We start from the raw sequence: 9344 nt of genomic DNA, 5'->3' as shown, positions 1-9344 counted from the left end.
AAAATGAATATTCCTAGAATTTTATTGACCATCTAGGAAAACCTTACACTAACGCCAATAACTCTCGTAGCTTTACCTGACAGCGATGGACGGCGGCCGTCACTTGTTGGCGATTCATCTGTTCTTGCACCTCAATTGTGGCCGGGGTCTCTCCGCGCATCAAGCCCGCAAAAACAGCCTTTTCAACCCGTGAAAGTCGACCGGGGAACACCCTGAGGGCGTCCTTTATTTCGAGTTGTTCGCGCACGGCCAATCGATGGTCCGGGACAGTATCGGCTAAATATTCACGATGATCCTCCAACGACACTTCGGGTCCCACTGCTTGCCGCTTTTGGGCCTGACTTTGTCGAATCAGGTCAAAGACCCGGTGACTCAGAATCAAGCGATAGAAGGCCCCGAAATTTGGTGAGCGGCGCGGCGAAAAGGTCAGGGTTGCCCGGCAAAAAACCAATAACGCCTCCTGTTCCCAGTCCTCACTATCGTGTCCTGGAATAAAGTATTGTTGCTGTAGGTGTAAGAGAATCGGTCGATAGCGATCAAATAAAACCATTAATGCGGGTGAATCCACGCTCTGGCGAATCAAGGTTAGTAGTGCCCAATCAGTCATTTGTCCCATTCAAAAAACCTCCCTTTAGCTGCAACTTCAGTCTAAAGGAAGGCTTACCGTTCGCCGAGCGAACGCGTGTTTTATTTATGGCTTTGGCTTCTTGGTCCGTGATGGTTTGGCCATCATCTGGTCTCGCAGCTTCTCTAACTTGTAGAGTTGCTGGTCATTCCAAGGTGACTTGCGCACCAGTCCCTTGTCCGCAAACTCACGGGCAGTCTGTTTGACTTCATTTTTAGCCCGCTCAATATCTCGGAGGAGTTCCCCCGCGGGAATCCGCAAGGCCCCTTCCGAGAAGATCGTCCACTGTTCGGCCTGATCACTGGTGGCCACGGTAACCTGGGTAAACCGAGTCTGCCGTTCTTTGGCCAGCTTTTCGATATAGCTATCCGCCGTCTCGTCACGATTTGTCCAGACCACTTCCAGGTCGAATTGCTGATAGCTTTTCGAGATTCCTGGCACATACATGGCATCAAAAACCACGGTGATCTTCGCATCTCGCAATTTACGGTAATTAGCCAACATGCTCAGTAGCTGGTCTCTGGCCTCCGGTAACCGGTCTTTCAACTTTAACCGATTGAGCTCAGGCCAGTTGCCGATCATGTTATAGGCATCGACAATTAAAATATCTTCTTTCATATCCCTCGCCCATTTCTACGATTAGTGTTGTACGGGGTGCCGTGAACTGAACCCTTGATACATCAGGAGTCCAGCCGCCACACTGGCATTAAGACTCTGGACCGAACCCACCATTGGAATGGTCAGGGTTTCATCAACCGTTTCCTTCAGTAAGCGTGAAATTCCCTTGCCTTCGTTGCCGATGATCAGGCCCGTAGCCCCCTTGGCATTCCAGTCACGATAGTCGGTGCCGGCCATGTCGGTCCCGAAGATCCAGAGTCCGCGCTCCTTCAAGTCCTTGACGGTATTTACCAGGTTCGTGACCCGTGCAACGGGAACCGTTTCGATGGCCCCGGTTGAGGTCTTGGCAACCACGGAGGTTAAGCCCACTGCCCGGCGCTTAGGAATAATAATCCCGTGAACCCCACTGGCATCGGCCGTCCGCATGATTGATCCCAAGTTATGAGGATCTTCCACACCATCCAAGATTAGGAAAAATGGCGGTTCACCGGCAGCCTCTGCCTTGGCAAAGAGATCGTCGATCGTTGCATACTCAAAGGCGGCAACCCCCAGGACGACCCCTTGGTGGTTCTCGTGATCCGTCAGTTGATCCAGCTTCTGCTTAGGCACTTCAGAAATAACCAGATGACGCTTGTGTGCCAATTGTCGAATCTCATCGATGGCTTCGGCCTTCAACCCACTCTGCAAGAAAACCTTGTTAATTGTTTGTTGACTCCGCAATGCCGCAACAGCCGGGTGCCGGCCAATCACGAAGTCTGCTGCGGTGTCCTTGGATTCATTTTGTTCTGGTTTCATTTATTTGTCCGCCCCGCTTCCACTTGTTCAATACACCAGTTACTCAACTCGGTGACTCGGTCATGCTGACCACTGAGGGCCAAATAACCCATCAGGGCTTCAAAACCCGTCGAGATCCGATAGGTCACTACGTCCGTATTCTTGGCATGGGTGTAGCTCTTCGCATTCCGCCCACGCTTGAACATGGTCCACTCCGCATCGCTGAGGATCTTGTCCTCTTCCATCAACGCAATGAGAGCGGCTTGAGCCTTGGCGGAAACGTAGTGTGTCGCCGTCTTCTGCAAATGATTAGGCTTGGCAATTCCCGCCTCAATCAGGTGTTGGCGAATGTGAACTTCATAAGCAGCATCGCCCATGTAGGCCAATGCCACCCCATTTATTTGTCGAAAATCCGTTTTTTCAGCTTGTTCAGTCATTAATTTCCCTTTCTCCAGCGCGTCCCTTGGGGCGTGTCTTCCAAAATGATGCCTTGGCTCTTGAGTTGTTCACGAATCTCATCGCTACGTTCGAAGTTCCGGTCATTTCTAGCCGCAATCCGTTCGTCAATCAGTGCTTGAATGTGGTCGTCGTCCAATTCGGTCGCTTCGGCAAAGGTCACGCCAAACACAGCTAAGAGGTCACTGAGCGTCTTACGAATAAATTCGAGAGTCCCAGCAAAGACCACTGGCCGTTCGGCGTAGACGTTCCCTAAGCGGGCCAAATCATGAACCTCGGCGATCCCATTTTGCACGTTAAAGTCGTCGTCCATGGCATCAATATAATCCGCCGTAATCTGACGAATCTCTTGTTCCACCTTCGGATCATTGCCGGCATCGGCATCCTTCAAGCGGTAACCCATGTTGTTGTACGCCGTTTGCAAGCGTTCGAGGTTCCGCGCAGCGGTATCGAGGTTCCGTTGGCTGTATTGGATCGGCCGCCGGTATTGTGTCGTTGCCATAAAGAACCGCAGCGTTTGGGCATCCACGGTCTTCAAGAGATCATGCACCGTCACGAAGTTTCCTAAGGACTTGCTCATCTTCTCATTCTCATCGCCAACCGTGACGAATCCGTTGTGCAACCAATAGTGGACAAAGGTTTTGCCCGTCTTGGCTTCACTCTGTGCGATTTCATTTTCGTGGTGGGGGAACGTCAAGTCCTCACCACCACCATGAATATCAAACGTATCGCCTAAGAAGTGCGTCGACATCACGGAACATTCGATATGCCAACCAGGACGCCCAGCACCCCAAGGGGATGGCCAGGAGATTTCGCCAGGCTTAGCCCCTTTCCAGAGGGCAAAGTCGACGGGATCTTCCTTACGTGCGGTCTCCTCGTCATTGGTGTGCTGCGAAGCGCCTTCCTCGAGTTCATCGAGGTTCTGGTGGGACAGTTCACCATAGTGGGCAAACTTGTGGGCCCGGTAATAGACATCCCCATCAACTGGATAGGCGTAACCCTTGTCAATCAGGGTCTCCACGAACTCAATGATTTCGGGAATGTGATCGGTCGCCCGGGGGTTAACCGTGGCCGGTTCAATATTGAGCTGGGCCGTGTCTTCCTTGAACGCCTGAATAAACCGGTCCCCAAGTTCGGGCACCGTAATTCCTAATTTTTTGGCCTGTTTAATCATTTTGTCATCGACATCGGTAAAGTTAGACACGTACTTCACTTGATAGCCGCGATATTCGAAGTAACGGCGGATGGTATCAAAGGCAATCGCACTCCGCGCGTTACCAATATGGATGTAGTTGTAGACGGTTGGCCCACAGACATACATGTTCACCACTCTGGGAGTGATGGGTTCAAATGTTTCTTTCTGGCGGGTCATCGTATTGAATACTTTGAGCATCACGAGGCTCCTTTCGGGTAACTTGAATTAAAACGCAATGGTCGTCTGACTAGATGGCCTCCGGTGGATAGGGATTCCGTCCTGTGGGGCACGTCCGAAGCCAAAGAACGGTCTTCGAACTCGCCTCCAAGCCCCACCAAAAACGTGGGTCTTGAAGACGTCCCGTGCTGTAAGGCCGGAAAAACACCGACCTAACACCACCGACACGGGACTACACCCTATCCACCTCCAGCCACCTCGTCAGCCAGGTCAGTCGTTTATAAGCAATCCTGAGATTTATCCCCAAATCGTCATAATCCAACCATGCTGCTGGCTTAAATGTAAGGTCCTAGCCACCTGCGGCGACCAGATCGCAACATCAAAACCAAGACCATGCGTAAGATAGGTCTATTGTAGCATATTCAACCGATAACAAAGAAGCCGAATGGATGGCCATAGGCCCTTCATCCGGCTTCTTTACCAAATCGTTAGCCTTCGAGTTGCGCTAAAGTTTGGTGAATGTGTTGTAAGGCCGTTTCGCGGCCAACTAATTCGATTGATTCTGGTAATTCTGGACCGTGCATTTCATGGGTAACGGCAATCCGGATAGGCATCCAGAGTTGACGACCCTTGATTCCGGTCTGTGCTTGGACCCGCTTGATCACGTGGAAGATTTCAACGGAGTCAAACAGATCGAGCTTTTCGATTTCAGCGGCAAAGGCCTTCAAAACAACTGGGGCCGTTTCGTTACTGATTTCTTCCAAGGCTTCACCAGTAACTTGGTCGGGTTCTTCAAAGAAGACCGAGGCCATGTCATTGATTTGGGCCATGTAGCTCATCTGACGCTTGTACAAGTTGATCAGTTGACGGGACCATTCGATGGTACTGGTGTCTGGGTTAGCAGGCACGTTACCCGCCTTGATCAATTGCTTCAAGGCCAAGTCCATGACGGTACTGTCATCGGCATCCTTGACGTAGCGGTTGTTTAACCAGTCGAGCTTGTCACTGTCAAAAGTGGCAGGTGAGGAACTCAAACGCGTTTCATCGTACATCTTGATGAATTGCTTCCGGTTGAAGATTTCATCTTCCCCAACTGGTGACCAGCCCAACAACAGAATGAAGTTGAACATGGCTTCTGGCAAGTAGCCCAAGTCACGGTACTGTTCGATGAATTGTAGAACAGATTCGTCACGCTTGGATAACTTCTTCCCAGTGTCCTTGCTGATGATCAGGCTCATGTGCCCAAACTTAGGGGCTTCCCAACCAAAGGCTTGGTAGATCATCAATTGCTTAGGCGTGTTGGCAACGTGGTCGTCTCCACGGAAAACGTGGCTAATGGCCATCTTGTGGTCGTCAACAACAACGGCAAAGTTGTAGGTTGGCATCCCATCGCGCTTGGCAATGACGAAGTCCCCACCAATGGTATCGGAGTTAAAGGACACGTGTCCCTTAACCATGTCGTCCCATTCGAAGATTTCATCCTTAGGTACGCGGAAACGAATAACTGGCTTCAAGCCTTTAGCTTTAGCAGCGTCGATAGCGGCTTGCTTTTCGGCTTCGTCCATACCCGCATATTCGTATTCGTAATGTGGCATTTCCTTACGAGCTTTTTGGGCTTCACGGTCGGCTTGTAATTCATCTTCCGTCCGGTAAGATTCGTAGGCCTTGCCTTCATCCAACAATTGTTGGATCAGTGGCGCGTAAATATCACGGCGTTCGGATTGACGGTAGGGACCGTAGTCTCCTCCGACATCAGGACCTTCATCCCAGTCCAAACCTAACCACTTTAAGTTGTCAAGCTGGCTTCTTTCACCATCCGCGATATTGCGTTTAGTGTCCGTGTCTTCGATTCTGATAATGAACTTACCCTTGTTGTGCCGGGCAAATAAGTAGTTGAAGATCGCTGTCCGGGCATTACCAATGTGCAGATGACCGGTAGGACTCGGTGCGTACCGAACCCGAATTGAATTCTTTGCCAAAACGTTTGCGCCTCTTTCTCTAATTTTTACGTCAATTTAGACTTATTGCCACCAAGTGCTGATGACAGATTGTATTAAGTGTACAATGCTCACCCCGAAAAATAAAGGGGTGGGCCTCGTAAACACCCTTAAAAAGACTCGGCCATCGCAATTTAACGTGACCGTTTTGTCTTCTTCGAAGTCCCCTTACCGCCAGCCTTAGGCTTTTCGGTATGAGTTTCTTCTTCAATGTTCTTGCTGGAGTGAGCCGGCTTGGCGAAAATCATTCGCCCAGCATCGGTTTGAATAGCACTCGTCACGACCACATCCAACTGCTTGTTGATGAAGTAACGCCCGTCTTCAACGACGACCATTGTCCCATCATCCAGGTAAGCCACCCCTTGTTGTCGTTCTGTCCCGTTCTTGACCACCATCACATGCAGGTTTTCACCTGGAATGACCCGTGGCTTCAACGCGTTAGCCAATGAATTAATATTCAAGACCTGCACGTTTTGGAATTGAATGACCTTGTTGAGGTTGTAATCGTTCGTGACGATCACCCCCCCATTTTCCTTAGCGAGCCGAATCAACTTGCTATCGACTTCGGGAATATCTTCATAGTCCCCTTCATACATTTCGATGGGCATGATGTGCTCGTTTTGGAGTTTGTTGAGGATGTCTAAACCACGCCGTCCCCGAACCCGTTTGATAGAATCGCTAGAATCCGCGATGTACTGAAGTTCGTAGAGCACGAAGTTAGGCACCAGTAATGTGCCTTCCAGGAAGCCAGTCTTCGCCAAATCATAGATTCGACCATCGATTAAGATGTTGGTATCCAAAATCTTGTAGTGGTGAAAGTTAGGTTCCGTTGGCTTATCCAACACCTTCTCGGGTTCCTCTTCCGTCGCCTTCTTACTCCGCGGCGTGAACAGGTTCCGCCATTCTTCTCCCCGCATCTTACTGAGACGCATCCCGATTCGGAAACCGAGATAGCCGAAGAGCAGCATGAGCAGCGCTGGAATCAACGTGCCAATGAAGAATGAGGGAACTCGGAACAGAAACTGAGAGATCAACAGGGCCAAGGCTAAGCCAATGATGGCCCCTAGGCTCCCGAAGATTAACACCATCGGATCCTGTTTGTTCAGATAGGATTCGAGACGGCTAATCAGTGACATAATCAGTCCGGCAAATAGTAAGCCTAAAATAAGGAATATAATTGCACCAATTAAGATATTAGCTAACGCATTATTTACCAGTGGACTGGTTAAGCCGAGGAAATGCCAGAGGCGTTGCAGGTAGGCAACCCCCATGACACCACCAAGGATGACAAATATCACCAGAATAACTGTTTTCTTACGCATAAATTCACCTCCTTTCAAAGTTGCCAATTTTTAGACGCCCAGCGCCAGCTTCAACGCCTGACGTAAGGTGGTTACCCCGACCACGTCAATATCGTGGGGCGGCTTCCAGCCTTGCAAATTGTTCTTGGGAACGAATATGCGTTTGAATCCCAGCTTCTTAGCTTCCGCGACTCGCTGCTCGATCCGGCTAACCCGGCGAATCTCACCGGTCAGCCCGACTTCACCCACGAAACAGTCCGTCGGTGCGGTTGCCTTGTCGCGATAACTAGATGCGATACTCATGGCAATTGCCAAGTCAATCGCAGGTTCATCCAGCTTAACCCCACCAGCGGCCTTCAAGAAGGCATCTTGGTTCTGAAGCATCAGGTTGGCCCGCTTCTCCAAAACCGCCATCAGTAAGGCCACTCGGTTACGATCCAGGCCGCTCGAGGTCCGTTGGGCGTTCCCAAAGACCGATGGCGTAACCAACGCTTGGACTTCAACCAGAATTGGCCGCGTTCCTTCCATGGAAACCACGATGGCCGAACCATTGGCATCCGCCAATCGTTCCTCCAGGAAAATTTCCGATGGATTGGCAACCTCATAGAGGCCCCCTTCACGCATCTCAAAAATCCCGAGCTCATTCGTCGAGCCAAAACGGTTCTTGACCGCCCGCAGAATCCGATAGGTGTGGTGCAAGTCACCTTCAAAGTACAGCACGGTATCCACCATGTGTTCCAGAATCTTAGGCCCGGCAATCGCGCCACCCTTGGTCACATGCCCCACCACAAAGATGGTGATGTTGTTGGTTTTAGCGATCTGCATCAGCTCAGCCGTCACCTCACGAATCTGTGAGACCGATCCGATAGCGGATTCGATGCCGGGTGCCTGCATGGTTTGGACGGAGTCAATGACCACGTAATCTGGCCGCATCTCTTCGATGTTGGCGCGGATGCTAGCCATATCCGTTTCCGGATACAGGTAAAGGTTGTCGCTGTTGACGACCAACCGGTCCGCTCGCATCTTAATTTGTGAGGCACTTTCTTCCCCAGAAACGTAGAGCACCTTGCCACCGGTCGCACTTAGCTGGCCGGAAACCTGGAGTAACAGGGTCGACTTCCCAATACCGGGATCCCCACCGATCAAAATGAGAGAGCCCGGCACAATGCCGCCCCCTAAGACGCGATTCAGTTCCTCCATTTGCGTTTTAACTCGACTCTCAGTGGTGTGTTTAATCTCATTCATCAATTGCGGATGAGAACGCTCGCCACTGACCGTCACACGGGTCGACTGGGGCTTCTTATTAGCCGGGGCCACAACTTCTTCAACCATGGTGTTCCATTCCCCACAGTTCGGGCAACGACCCAGATAACGCGGTGAACTGTAATCACAATTTTGACACACAAATTTCGTTTTCGTTTTGGCCACGTTCATCCCCCAAATCCGTTCAGTTTTTGTATCTTTATTCTAGCATATTTACTAGGCAATCTCCCACTAGTCCGTTAGCGCAATTCTAAAGAATTAGTTACGATCAGAGGAGCCAAATCCACCGGTTCGTTGTTGCTGTGGCGCTTGTTCATCATCGGCTAACAAATACGGCATGAAAATTCCTTGTGCGATCCGTTGCCCCTTCTTGATCACCACATCACTTAAACCGGTATTCACCAGTTGAACGAAGATTTCGCCTTCATTCTTTTCGTTATTATAGTAATCGGCATCAATGACCCCGACACCATTGGGTAAAATCAGATTGTGTTTAAGCGGGTTACTCGACCGGTTAGCCAGGATGAGCACCTCACCTGGCTGCATGTAGGCCTTGATTCCCGTCGGCACCAGCCACGGCTTCAAATCACTCTGACCCGCCATGAGTTCGGTCGTGGTCAACGTTTCGCGATGACGCAGTCGTTTGAAGGCATGTAACAGATCATGTCGCCAAATTGACGGTAAGGTAAAGTCCTCGGCACATTCAAAATCATAGCCGGCGGCCTGTTGGGTCGTCCGGTAGGGTAACTTTACTCCCTGGTTGGCGTACTTACTGACAACTTCAAATCCCCGTTGCATACTGGCACTTCCTCTTCTTATAGTCTGTATTTGACACTCTGTTACTAGAGTAAACACCTTTCCTCTCGATTACCAGTAAAATTGTGTTAGTGTAAGGTTTTCCTAGATGGTCAATAAAATTCTAGGAATATTCATTTTGA

9 protein-coding genes are annotated in these 9344 nt (G+C 50.3%); all 9 read right to left on the bottom strand.

Going from position 1 to position 9344, the window contains the following annotated elements; genetic code table 11:
* Positions 1-43: 43 nt before the first annotated feature.
* The 9 genes from IV54_RS03930 to IV54_RS03890 all read right to left on the bottom strand — a co-directional run bounded on the left by IV54_RS03930 (position 44) and on the right by IV54_RS03890 (position 9204).
* A complete protein-coding gene (locus tag IV54_RS03930; RefSeq protein ID WP_057878099.1) occupies positions 44-616 on the bottom strand; it encodes a sigma-70 family RNA polymerase sigma factor in 573 nt (190 codons plus the stop codon).
* A 75-nt stretch (positions 617-691) separates the two neighbouring features.
* Entirely contained in the window at positions 692-1243 is a 552-nt protein-coding gene (locus IV54_RS03925) for an NYN domain-containing protein (RefSeq protein ID WP_057878098.1), read from the bottom strand.
* A gap of 21 nt (positions 1244-1264) precedes the next feature.
* Positions 1265-2038 carry a 23S rRNA (guanosine(2251)-2'-O)-methyltransferase RlmB gene (gene rlmB, locus IV54_RS03920; RefSeq protein WP_057878097.1) on the bottom strand — a complete coding sequence of 258 codons (774 nt, stop codon included), beginning with the start codon at positions 2036-2038 and terminating at the stop codon, positions 1265-1267.
* Positions 2035-2454 carry a Mini-ribonuclease 3 gene (locus IV54_RS03915; RefSeq protein WP_057878096.1) on the bottom strand — a complete coding sequence of 140 codons (420 nt, stop codon included), beginning with the start codon at positions 2452-2454 and terminating at the stop codon, positions 2035-2037. The genes rlmB and IV54_RS03915 overlap by 4 nt, the downstream gene beginning before the upstream one ends.
* On the bottom strand, positions 2454-3866 hold the full coding sequence (cysS, locus tag IV54_RS03910) for a cysteine--tRNA ligase (protein WP_057878095.1): 1413 nt from the start codon (positions 3864-3866) through the stop codon (positions 2454-2456). The genes IV54_RS03915 and cysS overlap by 1 nt, the downstream gene beginning before the upstream one ends.
* Before the next feature lie 467 nt (positions 3867-4333).
* Positions 4334-5824, bottom strand: a complete 1491-nt coding sequence (gltX, locus tag IV54_RS03905) for a glutamate--tRNA ligase (RefSeq protein WP_057878094.1) — start codon at positions 5822-5824, stop codon at positions 4334-4336.
* Positions 5825-5976: 152 nt separating this feature from the next.
* Entirely contained in the window at positions 5977-7164 is a 1188-nt protein-coding gene (locus tag IV54_RS03900) for a PIN/TRAM domain-containing protein (RefSeq protein WP_057878093.1), read from the bottom strand.
* A 30-nt stretch (positions 7165-7194) separates the two neighbouring features.
* The gene (gene radA, locus IV54_RS03895) at positions 7195-8571 is read right to left on the bottom strand and encodes a DNA repair protein RadA (protein ID WP_057878092.1); all 1377 of its coding nucleotides are present in this window, start codon (positions 8569-8571) and stop codon (positions 7195-7197) included.
* A 93-nt stretch (positions 8572-8664) separates the two neighbouring features.
* Positions 8665-9204: a dCTP deaminase/dUTPase family protein gene (locus IV54_RS03890; RefSeq protein ID WP_057878091.1), complete on the bottom strand. Its 540-nt coding sequence runs from the start codon at positions 9202-9204 to the stop codon at positions 8665-8667.
* Between the last annotated feature and the right edge of the window lie 140 nt (positions 9205-9344).

Origin of the sequence: Levilactobacillus paucivorans (assembly GCF_001437125.1) — a bacterium.
GTDB classification, from domain to species: domain Bacteria; phylum Bacillota; class Bacilli; order Lactobacillales; family Lactobacillaceae; genus Levilactobacillus; species Levilactobacillus paucivorans.
Note: the sequence above shows the minus strand (reverse complement) of the source record. Positions and strands in the feature narration are given on the sequence as shown.

Bases quoted from the DNA above. Each gene is read 5' to 3' on its own strand.
- IV54_RS03930 (WP_057878099.1), bottom strand. From the start codon at position 616: ATGGGACAAATGACTGATTGGGCACTACTAACCTTGATTCGCCAGAGC.
- IV54_RS03925 (WP_057878098.1), bottom strand. From the start codon at position 1,243: ATGAAAGAAGATATTTTAATTGTCGATGCCTATAACATGATCGGCAAC.
- rlmB (WP_057878097.1), bottom strand. From the start codon at position 2,038: ATGAAACCAGAACAAAATGAATCCAAGGACACCGCAGCAGACTTCGTG.
- IV54_RS03915 (WP_057878096.1), bottom strand. From the start codon at position 2,454: ATGACTGAACAAGCTGAAAAAACGGATTTTCGACAAATAAATGGGGTG.
- cysS (WP_057878095.1), bottom strand. From the start codon at position 3,866: ATGCTCAAAGTATTCAATACGATGACCCGCCAGAAAGAAACATTTGAA.
- IV54_RS03900 (WP_057878093.1), bottom strand. From the start codon at position 7,164: ATGCGTAAGAAAACAGTTATTCTGGTGATATTTGTCATCCTTGGTGGT.
- IV54_RS03890 (WP_057878091.1), bottom strand. From the start codon at position 9,204: ATGCAACGGGGATTTGAAGTTGTCAGTAAGTACGCCAACCAGGGAGTA.